This is a genomic window from Minwuia sp. IMCC3060, from assembly GCF_029909435.1.
In the GTDB taxonomy this organism is placed as follows: domain Bacteria; phylum Pseudomonadota; class Alphaproteobacteria; order Minwuiales; family Minwuiaceae; genus Minwuia.
Genome location: NZ_CP123782.1, coordinates 1,430,803 through 1,448,919, shown reverse-complemented (window position 1 = coordinate 1,448,919; position 18,117 = coordinate 1,430,803). Strand labels below are relative to the sequence as shown.

Genomic DNA, 18,117 nt, shown 5'->3' with positions numbered 1-18,117 from the left:
CGATGATTGATCCCGTCCCCAGAAGCCGGAAGCGCATCGCGCCCTTCCGGCTGCACAGGCCCGGAACCATAGACGAAGCGGTGACCGCGCGTGCCGCGTTGCCCAACTCCGCCTTCATGGGCGGAGGCATCGACCTCCTGAATGGCATGAAGACCGGTGTCGAATGGACCGATATCGTTCTGCTGCGCGACATTGCGGAGCTTCGCACGATCACGGTCGGCGAGGGATACATCAGCATCGGCTCGGGTGTCCGTCTGAACGAACTGGGACGGAACGGCCTGGTGCTTGACGCCCTGCCCGACGTCGCGGCGGCCTGGGCACCGATCGCCAATGTCCGCATTCGCCATCAGGGCACGGTCGGCGGCAATCTGATGGCCCGCAAGGCGCACTACGACATTCTGCCGGTACTGATGGCGACCGGCGCGACGGTCGTCTTCGCAACCGTCGACGGACCCATCGAACTGCCGGCCGCCTGGCTTTCGAGTTCCACCAAGCCGGCTGCCTTCGGCGCATTGCTGACCGAAGTGCGCATCCCTGCCGGTGCGCGGGTCCTGAAGCATGACCGCAGTCACCTGCCCGGGTTCCTGGTCACTGTCGGACACAATGGCGACGGTGCCTGGCACGCGGCGGTGGCGGGCGCGCACGACCTGCCCCGGGTGGCACGGCTTGACCTGCCGGCGGGTGCTGACCTGCCGCTGTCACCGGCACTAGCGCGCCGCGTTGCGGAAGACTGGTGCAACGGTCTGCCGATCATGCGGGAACGCGTCAATATCTCGGGCGTCTGGCGTCGGCGCGCCGTCCCCGTGGTGCTGTCGCGACTGCTTGTGGGCACTGCAACATCCAGAAAGGCGAGCGCCGCATGAGTGATCTGATCGCCCTGAAGTTCCGGCTGAATGGTGTCGGGCGTACCGCCGCCGTCGAGCCGCAGGTCATGCTGGCCGACCTGCTGCGCGAGCAGTTGGGTGAGATCGACGTCCGCGTCAGTTGCGATCAGGGTGTCTGCGGCGTCTGCACCGTGCTGGTGGACGGCATCCCGACAACATCCTGTCTGACACCTGCCTTTCTGGTCGCGGACCGGGAGGTGACCACCGTGAAGGGCCTGTCCGGGAACGCCACCGGGCTGACCGACGTGCAACAGGCCTTCATCGCGTGTTCCGCCTTCCAGTGCGGCTATTGCACACCCGGCATGGTGGTGTCGGCGACGGCCCTGCTGGCGGAGCATCCGTCACCCGACCGCCAGACCATCCGCGACTGGCTGGACGCCAACGTCTGCCGTTGCACCGGCTATCAGACCATCATCGAAGCCATCGAGATGGTGGCCGCGCAACGCCAGGCACAAGCACAGACAACCACGGCGGAGGCTGCGGACTGATGCCCGATACACTCCGCCAGAACCTCAAGCTGAGCGACACTGCCCGTCAGGATGCACGTGACAAGGTAAGCGGCGAAGGACCATTTGCAGGGGACATCACCCTGCCCGGCATGCTCGAAGCCCGATTGCTGCGCAGCCCGCATGCGCACGCACGGATCATCGCCATCGACACGTCCAGGGCAGAGGCCGTCGAAGGCGTGCGCCTGGTAGCGACGGGCCGTGACCTGGGCCTGCTGAAACAGACCACTTACGGCAACTGGGTCCACGATCAGCCCGTCATCTGCACCGACCGCGTGCGGTTCGAGGGGGATGTCGTTGCCGCAGTCGTTGCCGTCGACGAGACCACGGCCTTCCGTGCGATGGAACTGATCCATGTCTCGTATCAGCTACTGCCGCCCGTCATGGACATTCATGAGGCACGATCGGACGCTGCGCCCGAGCTGTTCGACCAGAAGCATCCCAACGTCCCGATGAAGCTCGGACGGGATACGCGGACGGCGAACGAACCCGCCAAGAACGTGCTGTTCTCCTATGACTTCGAGGATGGCGACATCGACGCCGTCGAGGCAGGTGCGGCCCATGTCTTCACCGACCGCTTCCACTTCTCGCGGATCGGGCATTTCTACATGGAGCCCTGGATCTGCGTTGCCCAGCAGCTGACCGACCGCATCGAGCTCTGGTCGTGCAATCAGGACCCCTTCGTCCTGCGCCAGGACCTTTCGGAACTGTTCGGTCTGCCGGAAGGCCATTTCCGCGTGCGCACCGCCTATGTCGGCGGCGGGTTCGGCGGCAAGAGCTACTGCAAGCACGAACCGCTGGCCGTGTTGCTGACGATGCTGGCCAATGCGCCGGTGCGCCTGCTGATGACCCTGGACGAGTCGATGCTGACCCTCAGCCAGCACGATGGCGATCTGGTGCTGACGACCTCTGTCGACGCGCAGGGCAAACTGCTTTCCAGACGCACGGAGATCGACCTGAACGGCGGTGCCTATGCCGATGCCAGCGCACAGGTCTGCGCACGCGCGGCCTACCGGTCGTCCGGCCCCTACCGCTGGCAGGCCTACCACGCCCATTCGCGCGTGATCCGGACCACGACGATACCGGCCGGTTCCTATCGGGGAATGGGTGGCACCCAGGCCAGTTACGCCTCAGAGAGCCAGATCGACATGATCGCCCGACGGATCGGGATGGATCCGATTGCCTTCCGGCGGCTCAATCTGATCCCGCCGGGCGAGCCCTTCAAGGACGGCGACAGCAAGGTCGATGCCGATTTCGCGGAGGGTCTCGACCGTGTTGTCAGTGATCTCCGGCATGTCGATGTGCCGACCGACGGACCCTGGGCGCACGGCAAGGGCTTCGCCATCGGACTGAAGGACGGGGGAAGTTTCGGACGCCTTGGCAAGGCCACGGTGAAGGTGACAACCGACGGCCGTGTACTGGTGCTCTGTGGCGCGATCGAGATCGGTCAGGGCGCAACCACCGTCATCAGCGGGCTGGTTGCCGACGTTCTGAAGGTGCCTCGCGAATGGGTCCGTTACGCCGCTATCGACACGGATGTGACGCCGTTCGACCAGGGCACCCACGCAAGCTGTGCGACAACGCTGACCGGCAACGCGGTCTGGCGCGCCGCGCAGAAGCTGAGGGGCGAGATACTGGAACTGGCGGCGGGCGAACTGGACTGTGCGGCCGCGGATCTGGATCTGCGCGAGTGGAAGGTAACGGGCAAGGGCCTGTCGCTCGATCTGAAGGAGCTAGTCCGGAAGAAGTTCGGCCGTTTCGGCTTCGAACTGAGTGCAGACGGGTTCGTCCAGTATCCCAAGGAAGCCGATGCCCCCTTCGGCGCAAAGCATCTCTACTGGATGCCCCACTGGGTCGGTGTGTCGCTCAGCGTCGACCGGGAGACCGGAGAGATCCACATCAACGATCTGGTGACGGGTGTGGATGCGGGACACACGCTGCACCCCGGCGGTGTCCGCGGACAGGATGAGGGCGGCACCCTGGTGGCCCTTGCCCAGACGCTGTTCGAGGAGATCACCTACAACGAGGAAGACGAGCTGGCCGTCCCCACGCCACTGGACTATCGCGTGGCCCGTGCCAGCGACCTGCCCGACCGTTATCAGTCCTTCATTCTGGAACAGGGTATGGGTCCGGGTCCGATGGGGGCCAAGGGCGTCGGCGAGGCCGGAATGCTGGGCGTCTCGGCCGCCGTCGCGAACGCCATCGAGGATGCGACCGGCGTGCGCCTGACCAGCCTGCCCTTCACCCCGGAGAAAGTGCTGGCCGCGCTCGATGCAGCCGCCGAATGATCATGGAGACTGACAGATGACAAACCCGCTGCGCCTGGGGATGCTGACGCCATCCTCCAACACGATACTGGAACCGGTGACCAGCGCCATGCTGGCCGGAATGCCCGAGGCAACCGCGCACTTCGGACGCTTCAGGGTCACCGAGATATCACTCAGCGACCAGGCGCTTGCGCAGTTCGATCTGGAGCCGATGCTGACCGCCGCAGACCTGCTGGCAGACGCACATTGCGATGCCCTCTGCTGGAATGGCACGTCAGCCGGATGGCTGGGCTTCGACAAGGACGTCGCCCTGTGTGAGGCAATCGAGGCGCGTACGGGAATCAAGGCCTCGTCCTCGGTGCTGGCGCTTTCGGAGATCTTCAAGCTGGCAGGGGTACGGACCTTTGGTCTGGTCACCCCCTACATCGACGACGTCCAGACCGGAATCATCGAGAACTTCAGATCGGAAGGCTACGACTGCGTCGCCGAGCGTCATCTCGGTGTGAAGGTCAATTTCGACTTCGCCCTGACAACCCCGGACCAGTTGCGGGAGATGATCCGGGATGTCGCGCAGGCCAAGCCCGACGGAATTGTCATCCTCTGCACCAACCTGGCCGGGGCCGCGCTGGCGGAGGAAATGGAGCCGGAAATCGGCATCCCGATCTATGACAGCATTTCGACTGCCGTGTGGGGCGCGTTGCGCGCCGCCGGCGTACCGCCCCGTCATATCGAGGGCTGGGGCCGACTGTTCACCGATCTCGGCGATCTTTGAGGGAGCGGACCATGGCTGACTTCGATCTCGTGATACGCGGCGGTACCGTCGGCACTGCTTCGGAAAGTTTCCGCGCCGATGTCGGCGTCACGGACGGCATCATCACGGCCCTCGGGTCGAATCTGGGATCCGGCACGCGAGAGATCGACGCGACAGGCAGGCTTGTGCTGCCCGGTGGCATCGACGCGCACTGTCATCTTGACCAGCCATCCGGTGACGGCAGCATCTGCGCCGACGGGTTCGAGAGCGGCAGCCGTTCCGCCGCGGCTGGCGGCACGACAACGATCCTGCCGTTTGCACTGCAGATGAAGGGCGGATCGCTGACCGAGGCCGTCAAGGACTATCACGAACGCGCGGATGGCAAGGCAGTGGTCGACTATGCCTTCCACCTGATCGTCACCGACCCGACCGCGCACGTGATCGGACAGGAACTCCCGAGCCTGATCGCGCGTGGATACACGTCCTTCAAGATCTACATGACCTATGACGACCTGAAGCTGAATGACCGGCAGATCCTGGAGGTGCTGGCCCTTTCGCGGCGGGAGGGGGCCATGGTCATGGTCCATGCGGAAAACAGTGACGTCATCAGCTGGCTGACTGATCGGCTGGAACAGGCGGGACTGACCACGCCGATCTACCACGCGGTCTCCCGCCCCATGCCGGTGGAACGGGAAGCCACGCATCGTGCCATCAGCCTGTCGGAGATCGTCGATGTGCCGGTGCTGATCGTCCATGTTTCGGGCCGGGAGGCCGTGCAGCAGATTCACACGGCACAGGGTCGCGGCCTGCGGGTCTATGCGGAAACCTGTCCGCAGTATCTCTATCTGACTGAAGACGATCTGGCGAAGCCCGGCTTCGAGGGGGCGAAATGCCTGTGCAGCCCGCCGCCGCGCGACAAGGCCAATCAGGAAGTCATCTGGTCGGGCCTTCGGAACGGCACCTTCCAGGTATTCTCATCGGACCACGCACCGTTCCGGTTCGAGGATCCGGCCGGAAAGATGCTGCATGGCACCGACGCGTCCTTCCGCTATGTCCCGAACGGCGTGCCGGGCCTGGAAACGCGGCTGCCCCTGCTGTTCAACGGCATTTCGGAGGGCCGGATCGATCTGCCGACCTTCGTGCGGGTCACGGCCACGCAACCGGCGCAGATCTATGGACTGAGTCCACGCAAAGGCAGCATCGCCATCGGATCGGATGCGGACATCGCGATCTGGGATCCGGAGCGGAAGGTCACGATCGCCAACGCCGATCTGCATCACGCCGTCGACTATACTCCTTATGAGGGGATCGAGGTCACCGGCTGGCCGGTCACGACGCTCGTGCGCGGACAGGTTGTCAGTCAGGAAGGAGAGACGCTCCAGTCCCCCGGATACGGGACATTCCTGCCCTGCGAACGGCCGAACCCGCCCCTGCCGGAGCCTTCACTGGCCGTCAGATGAGGTTGCTGAGCTCGATCAGATTGTTGTCCGGGTCGCGAAAGTAGACCGACATGATGGGGCCTGTCGCCCCGATCCGCTCCCCCGGTCCCGCTTCGATGGCGACGTCGTGCGCCCCGAGATGGGCCACGATCTCGTCCATCGGCACATCGGTCAGAATGCAGTAGTTCCCGCTGCCCGGCACGCTGCCCCTGGCAATCGGCGGGGCATTGTTCGCGTCGTTCAGGCTGATCTTGTTGCTGCCGAAATGCAGTGACCATTTCCCCGGCGCTTCCTCACGCGGCTCCATGCCCAGCACACTGCTGTAGAAGTCGATGATCGCATCGACATCCGTGGCGTTGAGGACGATATGGTCGAGGCTGGTGATTTTCATGAGACGTCCAGACGGGGCGTTGATCGGATACAGGAAAACTGAATTGCCACCTCACCTTAAGTACCAGTCCTCCGGATTTCTGACAAATTCAAACCGTCAGGATTCAACCGACATTCTCTGCTGCAGGCGGTCCTTCATACCGTCCGTCCGGGGAACCGGTGCGGAGCGGCAAAGATAGGTCGCGGGGTGTGCCTGATGACCCGCTACTGCGCAGTCCAGCCACCGTCGATCGTGACCGCTCCCATTTCTGACCATTCGTCCACAATCACACAGCATACCCGCCGTCGAAGTGCAGACCGTGGCCGGTAGTGAAGCCGCCGACGGCGTCGCAACGCTCCCCCAGATGCTGCCACGCCGGATCAAATCCCTGGAAAGGGCTCCGCCTTTCTCAAGCTTCCGGTTCGGCGGCCACGGTTCCACGGATGACATCCGCCGCAGTCAGCGCCCGGATCCTTTCCGGATCGTAGTTCAGCCACTCCCGCAGGACCTCCTCGGAATGCTCGCCAAGCATCGGGATGCGAGGTGTCCCAGCTGGCGGACTGTCCGAGTAGCGGATGGCCGGTCCCGCGACCGGGACACGACCCTGCAGCGGATGCTCTACCTCCACGAAATGTCCCCGGTGCTGCAGTTGCGGATTGACCGCGACCTCGTCCAGCGTGGCCACGCGCGCTGCAGGCAGGTTGACCACCATCAGGCGGCGTTCGACCTCGGCCGCATCGAAACACTTCATCCAGTCGGCAATGATGGTCTCGATCGCGGTATCGTTGGCAATCCGGCTTTCCATGTCGGCAAAGCGCGGATCGGTGGTCAGTCCCGGCATCTCCATCGCCTGTGCCAGTTTCGCGAACTCGCTGTCCGTCCATGCCGTGATGTGGACGTGACGCCCATCGCCGCACTCGAAACAGTGGGAAGGGACCGAGACGGGGTTCTTGTTGCCGCGACGCGTCCGCGTGACGCCCTGCATCAGATACTCCGGAATGGCCGACAGCAGCAGACTGGTCGCGGCATCCAGCATGGAGACATCGACCCATTGTCCCCTGCCCGTCCGCTGTCGCCCCTGAAGCGCCGATACCGCGCCAATGACGGCATGCAGTCCGGCCAGATAGTCGGTGATGACGGTGCCGCACACGGTTGGCGGTCCATCCGCCGAGCCGGTGAGCGACTGGATTCCGCTGATCGCCTGGATGACCGGGTCATAGGACGCGCGCTCCGCCCAGGGGCCATCCTGGCCGAACCCCGAGATCCGGACCAGGATCAGGCGCGGATTGATTTCCTGCAGCACGTCCCAGCCGAAGCCCATCTTCTCCAGGACACCGGGCCGGAAGTTCTCGACCAGGATATCGGCCTCCCGCAGCAGATCGCGCAGAACGGCCTGGCCCTCCTCGTTGCGAAGGTCGATGGCCAGACTGCGCTTGGCCCGGCTGATGGTCATGAAGAGCAGGCTGTCAGGCTTGCCCAGCTTTGTATCGGCCATGCGCATGCCGTCGCCGGCAAAGCCCTCGATCTTGACCACATCAGCGCCGGAATCGCCCATCATCTGCGTTGCATGCGGCCCCGACACGTAGCGCGTCAGGTCCAGAACACGGATGCCGTCCAGCGGCCCGCTTGCTGTTCCACTATCGTCAGGCATGTCTTGTCCTCCCCAGAACACAGGTATCCTGAGGAAGAACATGCGGACCCGCAAGGGGTGGCCCGTCCCGCAAGACTGTGGCTGCCGACCCCGGTCAACAGAGTCTAGAGCGAGATGAAGTCCCGTACCCTGTCGCAGAAGCCGTCCAGGCGGTCATGCTGTACCCAGTGGCCAGCCCCCTCGAAGGAAACGACTTCCGCCGTGTTGAAATGCTTCAGGCGGCCATCCTCTTCCGGGTTCGAGGCCCAGCTCTCGGAGCCGTAGACCAGCAGTGTCGGGCAGGTGATCATGGACCAGAGCTCCTGGATGGCGCGACCCGGCATGTCATAGGGCGGCCAGGTGCGCACGTAGTTGTCGAACTTCCAGCAATAGGTGCCGTCCTCGTTCTGGATGACACCCTGCACGGTCAGGTGACGCGCCTGCTCGGGCGAGAGGTGCTTGTTCTCCTCCTGCATCCGGCGGAACGCATCCTCGATGGAGGCATAGCGCCGGGGCATCCGGCCTGACAGCTTGCGCTGTTCATCGACCCAGTCGCGCATGCGGTCGGCGAATGGTGTCTCCCCCCGCTCCTGCAGGATCTTCGGTGACGGACCCAGCCCTTCGATAGCGACAAGCCGGCGGACGCTTTCCGGGTAGATGCCCGTGTAGCGCAGCGCGATGTTGCCGCCCAGGGAGTGCGCCACGATGGTCACCGGCGCCAGTTCCTGCTGGTGGATGAGCTGGGCCAGGTCATAGACATAGCTGCTCATGGGATAATTGCCGTCCGCCGACCACTGGCTGTCGCCATGACCACGCAGGTCCGGCGCGATGACATGCCAGTCATCGCGGAAACGCTCGGCCACCCAGTCCCAGTTGCGGCAGTGATCCCGGCCGCCATGGACAAGCAGCAGCGGCGGCGCCTCCGGATTGCCCCAGTCGACATAATGCAGCCGCAGGCGCTGGGAGAAATAGGTCCGGGATGTCGGGCCGGTGCTGGACAAGGTCATTTCCTGGAACCCCCTCGGTGAGACTCATGCCCCGATCATCCCGCATTCCCCAGGTAACTTGGTGATTTCGCTGTCCTGAACTCGACATTGCTTATATAAATCATAGTGTTGATTGCGGCGAGGGGCGTGTTTGATGGATCACCCAGAGGGTGCGGGCTCGCAGCGGGCAGATCGGGTCGATTTCGACCGCCGTGTGCGGCTGGAGTTCCGTGGTGCGCAGATCAGTTCGGACGGTGGTCTGCTGGTGATGCGCGAGCTGGATGACGCGCTCGGGCTGTCCGTTCTGGCGGCAACAGCATTGTGCGACACCCGACGCGGCAAAAACACGCTCCACCGGCTTGACGGGTTGTTCCGGCAATCGGTGTTCGGACGACTGGCCGGATACGAGGACGTGAACGACGCCGATCGCCTAGCCCTCGATCCTGTGATGCGTCAGGTCGTTGGCGGCAGGGCCGTGGAGGCGCAAGCGGCGTCGGCCTCGCAGATGGGGCGGTTTGAGACAGAGACGCTGGCACTGGCCGAGAACCGGGAAGCGCTGGCCGACCTGAACGGCCAATGGATCGACCGGTTTCACGACCGCAACGGGCTGAAGTATATCGTGTTGGATATGGACAGCTCGGTCAGCCCCACCCATGGCGATCAGGAAGGCGCTGCCTGGAACGGGCATTTCGACTGCACCTGCTACCACCCCAACTTTCTGTTCAACCAGTTCGGCATGCTGGAACGCTGCGCCCTGCGCAACGGCAACGTCCACAGTGCGGATGGCTGGCGGGATGTCCTCGATCCGGTGATCGCCCGCTACGCCGGGCGCGACCTTGGCGGCCGCTTCTTTCGGGCCGATGCCGCATACGCAATCCCCGCGATCTATCAGCGGCTGGAAGAAGCGAAGTACTTCTACGCCATCCGGTTGCCTGCCAACGCTGTTCTGCGCGAGAAGATCGCGCATCGGTTCACACGGCCCGTGGGACGACCATCGCAGACCAAGGTGAAGCGCTTCTACGAAGACTTCGAGTATCAGGCGTCATCCTGGGACAAGCCGCGCCGGGTGATCGCCAAGATCGAATGGCATCCGGGCGAGCTGTTCCCGCGTGTCGGCTTCATCGTCACCAACCTGCCGATGGACCCAGACTGGGTGGTGCGGTTCTACAACCAGCGCGGCACCGCCGAGCAGCACATCAAGGAAGGCAAACACGCCTTTCGCTGGACGCGACTGTCATGCCGGAAGTTCCGCGACAACGAGGTGCGGCTGCAACTGCACGCCCTAGCCTACAATCTAGCGACCTTCCTGCGCTGCATCGAGCTGCCTGAGGCCATGGCGGACTGGTCATTGACCAGCCTGCAACTGAAGCTGATCAAGATCGGGGCGCGTGTCGTCCGTCACGCCCGCGCCATCACCTTCCAACTGGCCGAGGTGGCCATCACCGGCCCGATGGTCCGCGCCATCCTCGCCGCGATCCGCCGCCTTCGAGCGCCACCGCTATGCACATGACAGCTATCCAAGCCGAAACCGAACGAAACCGGCTCGACAGGTCTGCCCGCTGCGCTGAAAAACATCACCGTCGAGCCAGAACACGGCGACTTCGTGGTCTGATCCGCTCTGTTTCAGCAGCCGGCCCGGCAGCAGGCGCCGCTCAGGACGGAAAATGCTTGTCCAGCAGGCAAAATTCGGCAACTTTCACGTCAGGCAGCATGCCACTTGGGGAACATCGGATGACCTTTATCAAAACGCTTTGTATTCTTACTGCCTTCGTACTCATTTCAAACTCCACAAGTGCCCAGACACTGGAGAAGGTATTTGGCAAGGGAGATTGGGAGTTTCACTTCGACTCAAGTCATGTTTGCGTTGCGGCTACTGCATCTGGCAGGTCGACGTTGATGGTGTATACCGACAAAGAAAACTCACAAATTAACTACCTGATTTTTTCCGGAACTGATGCGCTGCAAAGCGCAACACTGTTTATCGACGATAAAAAATATGACTTAAGTGTCTCTGACAACATAGCGGTTTCATTGGACGAAAGACGTCCAGAGATTTTTTCTGACATGCGCGCTGGGAGCAACGCAGTCGTGGTTGCAACAAATGAAGTCGGCGAGGAGCGCGAACTTGCGTTTTCACTAATGGGCTTTACGGCTAGCGTCCTGAAGATGGATGATTATTGCGATGTCTCAATCGATTTTGAACCGCGCTCCAAGGCTCCTTCTGTGCAATTCACGGGACAAAGCGAAGTAGGCGCAGTAGATCGAAATCTTGGCCAGAGTGAAATCAAAACCACAGATTGGGGTTTCTGGTTAACGAACACCAATGAAAATCACTTTGATAAAGTGATGTGGAATAAGTGGTATGAGTACGCATCAGCTTTTGATGTGGTGGAGCGTTATATTAACACCTACCGCAGCGATGTCGACTCAGAACTCCTGCGTGAGGGGCGTGAAGCCTTTCGAAAATACCCGGATAACTTCCAGTGCGATTATAACGGAAGGCGAATAACCCTTGGCCCAACAACATTGCCGGGCGCACTCAATGAGGATTGCACTGGCGGCATCTTATACATGAAATTTCCAAAAATCACCTTCGACGATTTTGAGTGCATTTGGGCGGAAGGCGATTATTACTACGATGCATGCTATTTTCAGTGGATCCATCAGGAAGATAGGGCCTCTGGTAGGCCTGAGGAGGCAATAAGAGTTCGTGTCACTTTTCCAGCGCTCAAAGATCGGAGCCTTTTTCCTGGTGATCGCGTTCTTGTTTCAGGTGAAATCTCTAAAATGGAGCGCTTTCAACCGAGCATTGGGATCACCAAGTTAACAAAATTTTCGAGGATAGAGGAGATGCCGGTAAAACTCATAGATCTTCATGATGATAAGATTTACTTCGAAGGAGAGGAGTGGGTTGTTCAAGTATCCATAGAAGAATTGATGGGAAATTTAACAGGCGTCAAGAAAACACAACATTATTTACAGGGTTTTTTCTATCATAGAGATTTTGAAGGTAGGTTCGCTGCTGCCTTTAGCGAAAAGGCAAACAGGATGATCCCCCCACCTCCTACTGTGTCTAGGGAGGAATATGTGAGAGATGTATTGGTAAAGTACAACATAGCAATAGCATGTGCTGATTTTGGGCGGTTGGGAGAGTTTACTTCATCCTACTTGAAGAGTCGTTTTTCTGGATCACCCAAGAACGACCTAAGCCCGAGAGAACTCGACCAGCTAAGCGAGCTTGAAATTATAAAAATTCGGACCTTGGCTAATGATGAAGAGACTTGTGGCGCTATGCTGCTTGGTTTGATGTTCGATCCGAGCGGCGGTGCGGACATGTTCTTCTCTAAGGACTAGAGGGCGCTGGAACATATTCTCGCATGGTCCATGCGATATGCGGGGATAAATGCCTGGAAAAGTATGCAGCGCTGAATTGGGGAAATACTCTTGGCGTAGGTAGCATTGTAACTTTTGTCACATTTGCCGCTTCATTTTCAGCTCAGGCGGCAAGTTTTGATTGCACAGGTGTGTTAACTGAAGCTGAAGCCACTGTATGTGGCGATGACGAGCTGCGCGCTTTCGATCGAATTATGGGTATCCTTTGGGGGGAACAAAGCGCTCCTTCGGCGGCCATGTTAGCAAGACAACATGAATGGCTTGAGAGTCGTGATTTATGTGGTTGAACACCTTTAAGTAGAGCGAAATAGGTCAAAAAAACTAAAGTCTGGCAAAGGAAGTGATTGATATGAATTTGGACGGCTAACCCTGACGATTTTTGCAGGATGAAGAGTTCGTCGAGGGCCGACAGCCGATGACCGGCGCGGACGATGGCGAGGACACATCCACGGTCGGATTCCGTCTGGAGACGGTGCCCGGCATTTTCAGGCGCATCGCGAAACGCGCGGAGACCAGCCGTGGGCATGCATCCGACGAGGAATCGATACGTGTTGAAGGCCGCCAAGTCTTCAAGATGTCGATCGGCGAGGCGAACAATCCAGAAGACGCTCATCTCTTCGAGGAGGCTATCGAGGGCGGCTACGCCCTCCTTGGCTTCCAGGACATCGACTGGTCGGACGACAAGTTCGCGGACCGCGAAGCCATCATCGAAGCCTGCAAGGCGCAGGGCGACCACAACGCCAACGTGGATGCCCGGTCGGGCATGGTGCAGATGCCGTTCATTTTCCGGAACTGGATCCAAGAGGGTGACATCGTCATCGTATCGAAGGGCAATCGCCTGTTTCGGGCAATCGGGGATCATAAGCCTTCCGGCGTCAGGCTGCGAATACCCATGCCTTTGCAATACCGTTCCCCCACCATGACACGATCCCTGGTTCCCTTCCGAAACCCGGTTGGCTACCGTCAGCAGTAATTGCGGTAGTCATCCGGGGAGGGACAGTCCATGAAAGCACAGCAGATCATCGAATGGGGTGAGCCGCTCCAGGAACGGGAGTGCGACACACCCGAGCCGACAGGCAGCGAGATCCTGATCCGCGTCACCTCCTGCGGCGTCTGTCACAGCGACCTGCACCTGCACGAGGGCGGCTTCAACATGGGCCAGGGCAATTTCGCCCGCCTGGCCGACATGGGTGTCGAACTGCCGATGACCATGGGCCCCGAGATCGGCGGCGTGGTGGAGGCCGTCGGCCCGGATGTCGAGGGCATCGAACCCGGCAAGTCCTATGTCGTCTACCCCTGGATCGGCTGCGGTGAATGCGAGCACTGCGCGACCGGGCGCGACATCGACTGCCTGACGACGCGGCCGCTGGGCACGCGGCGCGACGGCGGCTATGCCACCCACGTGATCTGCCCCGACAAGCGCTACCTGTTCGAACATGGCGATACGCCGGTGGATCTGGCCTGCACCTATGCCTGTTCGGGTCTGACCGCCTACAGCGCGCTGAAGAAGCATGCCCGCCTGACGGCGAAGGACCACCTCGTCATTGTCGGTGCCGGCGGTGTGGGCCTGTCGGCGGTCATGCTGGCGAAACATGTGACAGATGCCAAGGTCATCGTGGCCGATGTCGATCCGGAAAAGCGCTCCGTCGCCCGGCAGGCCGGTGCGGACGAGACCTTTGACAACAGCCAGCCGCAGGCAGCCGAGAAACTGAAGGAGATGCTGGGCGGCGGCGTCCGGGGCGTGATCGACTTCGTTGGCCGGCCCGAGACCGCATCCTTCGGCCTCGACTGCCTCGCCAAGACCGGCAAGCTGGTGATCGTCGGCCTGTATGGCGAGGCGTTGCCGCTGGCCCTGCCCCGGATGCCGATCTTCCAGCTCACCATCGAGGGATCCTATGTCGGCGACCTGCAGGACATGACGGAACTGATGGAGCTTGTCCGTGCCGGAAAGGTGCCGCCGATTCCGGTCAGCACGCGCCCGCTGGCGGAAGCCAACGCCGCGCTGCAGGATCTGGTCGACGGCAAGGTCAGCGGACGGCAGGTTCTCAAGCCCTGAAACCCCGATCGCGGCGACACAGTAGCCAGAACAGAATGACTGCGTGACCGGTTGACCCCGCCACCTGAATGACCTACGAAATGAACTGTTGTTGTTCGACAACCAATAATCGGGTGGGAGGATTTCCGATGTTCTCGATTGAATCGACGGGTCAGGCGTGCGGCGCATTCGTGACGGGCATCGATCTGCGCCAGCCGCAGGATTCAGGCACCGTCGCCGATCTGCGCGCGGCGTGGCTGGAGCACCATGTGCTGATCTTCCCCGATCAGGAACTTGATGACGCACAGCTTGAAGGCTTTGCCGAGAGCATCGGCCCCATTGGCGACGATCCCTTCATCAGGGCAATGGAGGGCAAGAAGCGCATTGCCGCCATCCAGCGTCGTGCGGATGAAACCGGTCGCATCTTTGCCGATGTCTGGCATTCGGACTGGAGTTTCCAGGAAACGCCCCCTGCCGGGACCTGCCTGCTGAGTGTCGTTGTCCCGCCTGTCGGCGGTGACACCCTGTTCTCCAACCAGCACAAGGCCCTGGACGATATGCCTGCGGACATGCGGCAGCGGTTCGAGGGGCAGACAGCCCTGCATTCCGCCCGCTCGGCCTATGGCGACGATGGCTTCTATTCGGAAGAGGGCAACAAGGGCAGCATGGCGATCACCACGTCCGAGGCCGCGCGGAACATCCGACGTCACCCGCTGGTCCGCAGGCACCCGGAATCCGGTCGCGCCGGTCTCTTCGGCGGCGCCTACGTGATCGGTTTCGATGGGGTGGAGGAAGCCGAGTCGCAGGAAATGGTGAAGGAACTCTATCGCTGGCAGAGCAGGCCCGAATTCACCTACACCCATGAATGGCAACCGAACATGCTCGTGCTCTGGGACAACCGCTCGGTCCTGCACAAGGCAACCGGCGGCTACGAGGGCCATGATCGCCTGCTGCATCGCCTGACAATCGCCGACGACAGATCGTTCCATGGCTGAGCCCACGCCCATGCTCATGCGAGGCCTTCCGCAAGCCGGAACGTGATCCAGTACCAAGGTGGTCGCAGGCCTGGAGCGGCTCGACGGCCCCGCGCATAGCGAAGCCTTCGCCGCGTTCCGGGGGGAGCGCAAGCCGACCTGTCACCGGGATACGCTGAAGTATCCGGCCGGGATCGGGCGAACTGCGTCCGTTGCCGAAAGGTCACGATGCATATTCCAGTCTCCGACTTAACCGAAAATTATTGGATACAGTAGAGAATCATACCCAGATTGGGGTGGGGTCAGTTAACTGGTGACGCGTGAAGGAGTTCACCATGTCCAGCCTTGAAGTGCAGACGAGCCAGGATGAGCAATCCGGCAGATATCGTCTGGCAACTGCTGAAATCGTCTACCACATGCCCGATCAGCCCCAGCATCTTCAGACATTTGTCTGGCAGACACTTGACCTCGCACCGGAGTTTCCGCGTGTGATGCAGTTCATCGCCAACTGGCGGGACGCCATCAAGGCGAACCTTCACTCCGTGCGAATCTCGACCCGCGACACGGTCACGCCCGTCATCATCGATCGCGCAAAGTTCGGTGTGACGATGCATTGACGCCTGCGTCAGGGATCAGGCGTAGGACATAGCGATCCGCGGTAGCGCACCATCAACTGCCGGGTAAGCGGCAGATGCAGCGCCACATCGAAATGAAACGCCCCGTCGCGAACCGACTCGCGGGACTCGCTGTACGGCAGCAGGAATCCCGGCAAAGCCAGCCCGAGAAACCGGCCGGCCACGACGGGGAAATCCAGCGCCCCGTCAGATACACCAAGCGCGATGAGAAAGCTGAAGGGGCCAAAGCGCTCCCAGACCCGTCCCGCGCCGCCGGGCCGCAGGTGCGACCGGAAACGCCTGTCACCAAACTGCCGGACCCATGTTTCCGTGTCGTCCAGACGCCGCATGGTGACCTGGACCGGTACGTCCCTGGCTGCCGGGGGAAACCCGAAGAAGGCGGCGGCGAGTTGCGGCAACCACCCGCGCCCCCGTGTCACCTGCGCTGTACCCGAGAATGCCTCGCCATCCCGGAAGCCATGCAGCCGCCTGATTTCCGGCGACAGGCGCGACCAGTCCGCCCCCAGAGCGGCCTCGAACAGACAGGGGACAGACCGGGCCTCACGATGAAATCGGATCTCCAGATCAGCCATTGCTGCCTCCGCTTCCGCGAGGGTGAACTCGGCCAGGCATGGTCGCGCGCCGGGAACACACCTGTCGAACTGCCGCAGCAGCACCCGCGCCGGAATGGTCGGGACATAGGGTCCCTCGCCCGCCTCCGCGATCAGGGTCCAGCGACGGTGCAGGTCCGATCCGTCCGTGCGTCCGACCACATTGACCACCATGCCCCCACGGTCCGACCCAAACGCTTCCAGCAAGCGCGCGAACAGCAGTGCGCCGCTGACCTGCCATCTTCTGATCCTGCGGATGCAACCGAGACGCCGCAGCAGCCCGAGACCGACCAGGCCCAGATTCAGCAGGGGCAGTTCCATCCCCGCACGGAAAATCACCGACCTCGCGCCCGACCAGGCCGGCAGCAGGACGGTATCCGGGACGCGGAGCATCCAGCCGCGCCGAACCATGTCGTCGGCCAGATGAATGGATCGGCTCTCCGACCAGTTGCGTGTCTCGACCCAGTCGCCGCCGCGCCAGACCTCCAGCGGGGTCCCGGCCTGTCGCATGATCGCCTCCACGACCGACCGGCCGCGCGGCGCGCGGTTGCCGGGCAGAATGGCAGTGTCCACCAGTTCCAGGTCCAGCATGCCCTCGCGCAGGGCCTGCACGGCGGCCGACGACAGGGCGGGCACGCTGGAGACACCGGAAAGCACGACACAGCCCGCCGCCCGTGCCACATCATCCAGCGCGCCGATCCCTGCCGTGAAATCGGCGTCGTCGGAGAGATCGAGATAGTGCAGCCCGTGCGCGATGCAGAACCGTGGCACCCGCCACGGGTCATCCAGCGATGCCCGCATGGCCTGAAACGGGCCGGAAGCATCAACCACAACCTCCACCCCGGCGCTCAGGACAGGCGTCAGGTCGCCGTCCCGATCAAGCTTCAGCCGCGCCATGGCATCCATCGGCGCCGCCAGTTCCGCCCGTTCGGCGGAACGACCGGCCAGCGTGACCTCATGACCATCGCGATGCAGCAACTCCGCCAGCCTGCTGCCGAAGACCCCTGTACCGCCGATGATCAGCACCTTCATGTCAGCAACCTTCGGCGGAGCTTCTCATCCGGCGCGGCACACATGTCGGTGCGCCCGAACATGGCATAGCGGTTCCGGGCGATCCGCCGGTACAGCCAGTCCTGAGCGCCACCCGGCAGCAGGGCCAGGGGTGCGAGCAGATGCCCCAACCCGCCAATGTCACGGCCAAGCAGGATGATCGCGGCCAGCGACGTATGAGCCACCCCATCCCGCAGGTAGACCCAGGTTTCCGTGTCATTCGGATCAAGGCCGAGGTGGGCCAGCATGGCCTGGCCCAGGGGGCTGTTCACGGGGCAGACCCGAATGCCGAGACGGTGGTCCAGCCGCGCGATCATGCGTGCGCCGCGGGTGCAGAGCACGCATTCCCCATCCATGAAGGCGACGGGCCACGCATCATCGAAGTCCGGCACCAGCGGATCATCGCGATAGCTGTAGGCACGGTTCGGAACAGTCATGGGCATGGCACACGCTTCTTGCCGCGACGGGGTGCCAGCGTGGACCCCGCAGGGCCTGACGTGAACCGACCGATTGTCGCGGTCCGGGCCGGTCTGCACGGGCCGCATCGCCCGCAGGCGGCTTCCCGGACTGGCGTGTGGAACGGAACTGCGGTACTTCCGCCCGGCAA

At 62.0% G+C, this 18,117-nt stretch carries 17 protein-coding genes; 12 read left to right on the top strand and 5 right to left on the bottom strand.

Annotation, left to right across the window (positions count from 1 at the left end; genetic code table 11):
* Positions 1-2: 2 nt before the first annotated feature.
* From QGV54_RS06850 to hydA, 5 genes are read left to right on the top strand one after another with little or no spacing between them, the layout of a single operon-like run.
* Positions 3-863, top strand: a complete 861-nt coding sequence (locus QGV54_RS06850) for an FAD binding domain-containing protein (protein WP_281017586.1) — start codon at positions 3-5, stop codon at positions 861-863.
* Positions 860-1,372, top strand: a complete 513-nt coding sequence (locus QGV54_RS06845) for a (2Fe-2S)-binding protein (protein ID WP_281017587.1) — start codon at positions 860-862, stop codon at positions 1,370-1,372. The genes QGV54_RS06850 and QGV54_RS06845 overlap by 4 nt, the downstream gene beginning before the upstream one ends.
* Positions 1,372-3,678, top strand: a complete 2,307-nt coding sequence (locus tag QGV54_RS06840) for a xanthine dehydrogenase family protein molybdopterin-binding subunit (RefSeq protein ID WP_281017588.1) — start codon at positions 1,372-1,374, stop codon at positions 3,676-3,678. The genes QGV54_RS06845 and QGV54_RS06840 overlap by 1 nt, the downstream gene beginning before the upstream one ends.
* A 16-nt stretch (positions 3,679-3,694) precedes the next feature.
* Complete coding sequence (locus QGV54_RS06835) at positions 3,695-4,429, top strand: aspartate/glutamate racemase family protein (protein ID WP_281017589.1); 735 nt, start codon at positions 3,695-3,697, stop codon at positions 4,427-4,429.
* 11 nt (positions 4,430-4,440) lie between these two features.
* Positions 4,441-5,868, top strand: coding sequence for a dihydropyrimidinase (hydA, locus tag QGV54_RS06830; protein ID WP_281017590.1), 1,428 nt, complete (start codon positions 4,441-4,443; stop codon positions 5,866-5,868).
* Here hydA and QGV54_RS06825 read toward each other — a convergent pair.
* The 3 genes from QGV54_RS06825 to QGV54_RS06815 all read right to left on the bottom strand — a co-directional run bounded on the left by QGV54_RS06825 (position 5,861) and on the right by QGV54_RS06815 (position 8,854).
* Positions 5,861-6,238 carry a VOC family protein gene (locus tag QGV54_RS06825; protein WP_281017591.1) on the bottom strand — a complete coding sequence of 126 codons (378 nt, stop codon included), beginning with the start codon at positions 6,236-6,238 and terminating at the stop codon, positions 5,861-5,863. The genes hydA and QGV54_RS06825 overlap by 8 nt on opposite strands.
* Positions 6,239-6,626: 388 nt before the next feature.
* The gene (locus tag QGV54_RS06820; RefSeq protein WP_281017592.1) at positions 6,627-7,868 is read right to left on the bottom strand and encodes a CoA transferase; all 1,242 of its coding nucleotides are present in this window, start codon (positions 7,866-7,868) and stop codon (positions 6,627-6,629) included.
* A 104-nt stretch (positions 7,869-7,972) separates the two neighbouring features.
* A complete protein-coding gene (locus QGV54_RS06815) occupies positions 7,973-8,854 on the bottom strand; it encodes an alpha/beta hydrolase (RefSeq protein ID WP_281017593.1) in 882 nt (293 codons plus the stop codon).
* Between the two features lie 133 nt (positions 8,855-8,987).
* Between QGV54_RS06815 and QGV54_RS06810 the strand changes: the two genes are divergently transcribed.
* The 7 genes from QGV54_RS06810 to QGV54_RS06780 all read left to right on the top strand — a co-directional run bounded on the left by QGV54_RS06810 (position 8,988) and on the right by QGV54_RS06780 (position 15,852).
* Positions 8,988-10,343 (top strand): IS1380 family transposase, encoded by a 1,356-nt coding sequence (locus QGV54_RS06810; RefSeq protein ID WP_281019885.1) that lies wholly within the window; start codon positions 8,988-8,990, stop codon positions 10,341-10,343.
* On the top strand, positions 10,334-12,187 hold the full coding sequence (locus QGV54_RS06805; protein ID WP_281017594.1) for a hypothetical protein: 1,854 nt from the start codon (positions 10,334-10,336) through the stop codon (positions 12,185-12,187). The genes QGV54_RS06810 and QGV54_RS06805 overlap by 10 nt, the downstream gene beginning before the upstream one ends.
* A gap of 23 nt (positions 12,188-12,210) precedes the next feature.
* Complete coding sequence (locus QGV54_RS06800; RefSeq protein WP_281017595.1) at positions 12,211-12,513, top strand: hypothetical protein; 303 nt, start codon at positions 12,211-12,213, stop codon at positions 12,511-12,513.
* Between the two features lie 128 nt (positions 12,514-12,641).
* On the top strand, positions 12,642-13,199 hold the full coding sequence (locus QGV54_RS06795; protein WP_281017596.1) for a hypothetical protein: 558 nt from the start codon (positions 12,642-12,644) through the stop codon (positions 13,197-13,199).
* Between the two features lie 30 nt (positions 13,200-13,229).
* Positions 13,230-14,282: an alcohol dehydrogenase gene (locus tag QGV54_RS06790; RefSeq protein ID WP_281020091.1), complete on the top strand. Its 1,053-nt coding sequence runs from the start codon at positions 13,230-13,232 to the stop codon at positions 14,280-14,282.
* A 128-nt stretch (positions 14,283-14,410) separates the two neighbouring features.
* Entirely contained in the window at positions 14,411-15,256 is an 846-nt protein-coding gene (locus QGV54_RS06785; RefSeq protein WP_281017598.1) for a TauD/TfdA family dioxygenase, read from the top strand.
* A 314-nt stretch (positions 15,257-15,570) separates the two neighbouring features.
* Positions 15,571-15,852 (top strand): hypothetical protein, encoded by a 282-nt coding sequence (locus QGV54_RS06780; RefSeq protein WP_281017599.1) that lies wholly within the window; start codon positions 15,571-15,573, stop codon positions 15,850-15,852.
* Between the two features lie 8 nt (positions 15,853-15,860).
* Here the strand turns inward: QGV54_RS06780 and QGV54_RS06775 are convergent, their stop codons facing one another.
* Both QGV54_RS06775 and QGV54_RS06770 read right to left on the bottom strand, forming a co-directional pair.
* Positions 15,861-17,492 carry an SDR family oxidoreductase gene (locus QGV54_RS06775; protein ID WP_281017600.1) on the bottom strand — a complete coding sequence of 544 codons (1,632 nt, stop codon included), beginning with the start codon at positions 17,490-17,492 and terminating at the stop codon, positions 15,861-15,863.
* The gene (locus QGV54_RS06770; protein WP_281017601.1) at positions 17,489-17,953 is read right to left on the bottom strand and encodes a DUF393 domain-containing protein; all 465 of its coding nucleotides are present in this window, start codon (positions 17,951-17,953) and stop codon (positions 17,489-17,491) included. Before QGV54_RS06770 ends, QGV54_RS06775 begins: the two co-directional genes overlap by 4 nt.
* Between the last annotated feature and the right edge of the window lie 164 nt (positions 17,954-18,117).

Coding starts and splice junctions, on each gene's coding strand:
- QGV54_RS06850 (WP_281017586.1), top strand. CDS start 3: ATGATTGATCCCGTCCCCAGAAGCCGGAAGCGCATCGCGCCCTTCCGG.
- QGV54_RS06845 (WP_281017587.1), top strand. CDS start 860: ATGAGTGATCTGATCGCCCTGAAGTTCCGGCTGAATGGTGTCGGGCGT.
- QGV54_RS06840 (WP_281017588.1), top strand. CDS start 1,372: ATGCCCGATACACTCCGCCAGAACCTCAAGCTGAGCGACACTGCCCGT.
- QGV54_RS06835 (WP_281017589.1), top strand. CDS start 3,695: ATGACAAACCCGCTGCGCCTGGGGATGCTGACGCCATCCTCCAACACG.
- hydA (WP_281017590.1), top strand. CDS start 4,441: ATGGCTGACTTCGATCTCGTGATACGCGGCGGTACCGTCGGCACTGCT.
- QGV54_RS06825 (WP_281017591.1), bottom strand. CDS start 6,238: ATGAAAATCACCAGCCTCGACCATATCGTCCTCAACGCCACGGATGTC.
- QGV54_RS06820 (WP_281017592.1), bottom strand. CDS start 7,868: ATGCCTGACGATAGTGGAACAGCAAGCGGGCCGCTGGACGGCATCCGT.
- QGV54_RS06815 (WP_281017593.1), bottom strand. CDS start 8,854: ATGACCTTGTCCAGCACCGGCCCGACATCCCGGACCTATTTCTCCCAG.
- QGV54_RS06810 (WP_281019885.1), top strand. CDS start 8,988: ATGGATCACCCAGAGGGTGCGGGCTCGCAGCGGGCAGATCGGGTCGAT.
- QGV54_RS06805 (WP_281017594.1), top strand. CDS start 10,334: ATGCACATGACAGCTATCCAAGCCGAAACCGAACGAAACCGGCTCGAC.
- QGV54_RS06800 (WP_281017595.1), top strand. CDS start 12,211: ATGGTCCATGCGATATGCGGGGATAAATGCCTGGAAAAGTATGCAGCG.
- QGV54_RS06795 (WP_281017596.1), top strand. CDS start 12,642: ATGACCGGCGCGGACGATGGCGAGGACACATCCACGGTCGGATTCCGT.
- QGV54_RS06790 (WP_281020091.1), top strand. CDS start 13,230: ATGAAAGCACAGCAGATCATCGAATGGGGTGAGCCGCTCCAGGAACGG.
- QGV54_RS06785 (WP_281017598.1), top strand. CDS start 14,411: ATGTTCTCGATTGAATCGACGGGTCAGGCGTGCGGCGCATTCGTGACG.
- QGV54_RS06780 (WP_281017599.1), top strand. CDS start 15,571: ATGTCCAGCCTTGAAGTGCAGACGAGCCAGGATGAGCAATCCGGCAGA.
- QGV54_RS06775 (WP_281017600.1), bottom strand. CDS start 17,492: ATGAAGGTGCTGATCATCGGCGGTACAGGGGTCTTCGGCAGCAGGCTG.
- QGV54_RS06770 (WP_281017601.1), bottom strand. CDS start 17,953: ATGCCCATGACTGTTCCGAACCGTGCCTACAGCTATCGCGATGATCCG.